1 protein-coding gene is annotated in these 1,411 nt (G+C 58.4%); it reads left to right on the top strand.

All coding sequences use genetic code 11. The features are described from left to right. The first annotated feature begins 96 nt into the window (after positions 1-96). On the top strand, positions 97-1,128 hold the full coding sequence (locus HHL08_RS25245) for an IS110 family RNA-guided transposase (protein WP_408021810.1): 1,032 nt from the start codon (positions 97-99) through the stop codon (positions 1,126-1,128). Positions 1,129-1,411 lie beyond the last annotated feature (283 nt).

Here is a 1,411-nt window from a genome sequence, read left to right as displayed (position 1 = left end):
TCTGAATCAGATGGGGTGGTTGCCGCCCTCCCCAGACGGCATCGCAATGTGCCAAAGAAGTGGTGTTGAGACCACTGAGCGGAAAGGACGGCAACCGTGACAAAAGATACGATGATCGGGGTGGATTTGGCAAAGAATGTCTTTCAGCTGCACGGCGCGTCGATGACGGGGCAGATGCAGTTCCGTAAGAAGCTATCACGACAAGGTTTTTTCAAGTTCATGGCCGAGCAGCCTCCAGCGGTGGTCGTAATGGAGGCCTGTGGCAGCGCGCATTACTGGGCCCGCGAGATGACCCGACTTGGCCACGAGGTGAAGCTGATTGCGCCGCATTACGTGAAGCCGTTTGTGAAACGGCAGAAGAACGATGCGGCAGATGCCGAGGCCATCGTGATCGCGGCCCAACGGCCTGAAATGCGCTTCGTCGATCCGAAGTCTGCAGAGCAGCAAAGCCGGGCTATTTTGTTTCGGGCTCGAGAACGGCTCGTCCACCAGCGCACCGAACTGGTCAACGCCCTCCGGGCTTGCCTCTATGAATACGGCCACGTTGTTCCTCAAGGGATCCATCAGATCAGGCGGATCGCAGAGATCCTGGACGCACCGAACAGCGACTTGCCCGATTTGATGCGCGAGGAATGCCGAGATTTGCTGGAACAGATTGCCGAAAAGACAGTCCGCATCGATGCCCGGACTGGCAAGATCAAGGCACAGACGGCTGAAGCCGACATGGCGCGGCGCTTGCAGACAATCCCCGGTGTTGGACCTTTGACGGCCTTGGCCGTCGAAGCCTTCGCTCCGCCGATGGAAAACTTCCGGTGTGGCCGCGACTTCGCTGCCTGGCTCGGTCTCGTTCCCCGTCAGTTCTCATCCGGCGGCAAGGAGCGGCTCGGGCGCATTTCGAAGGCAGGACAGCCCGATATCCGCAGGCTGCTGATTATCGGGGCGATGTCGCGCCTGAACTGGCTGGGCCGCAAATCGATCCCGGAAGGTTCGTGGCTGGCGCGCATAGCTGCGCGAAAGCCAAGGATGATCGTGGCGATCGCTTTGGCCAACAAGATGGCGCGGACGATCTGGGCCATGCTGACGAAGAATGAGGATTATCGAGTTCCGGCGCAGGTGCCAGCAGCATGATCAACATGCCGCAAAATCTGCCTGACGTCGGATAATGGGGGGTGAAAGAAGGCGACGACCCGAATGGGCAAAATGATCGAACAGATCTGGAGCAGGAAAACCAGTTGATTTCTATGAGCCCTGGAGCTCGAGAATCAGATTTGGACCTGGTCCGCAGATCACCATACCGGCCAGCGGCTTCTGGAATGCCGCATTATACAGGCCTTACAGAAGACCGCACTCGATCACGCGCGCATCGGACCAGAAACTTCTTGCACCGCGGGCGGCAACCACAGAAGAAATC

This window comes from Sphingobium psychrophilum (genome assembly GCF_012927105.1).
GTDB lineage: Bacteria > Pseudomonadota > Alphaproteobacteria > Sphingomonadales > Sphingomonadaceae > Sphingobium > Sphingobium psychrophilum.
This window is presented reverse-complemented; position numbering and strand designations above follow the sequence as displayed.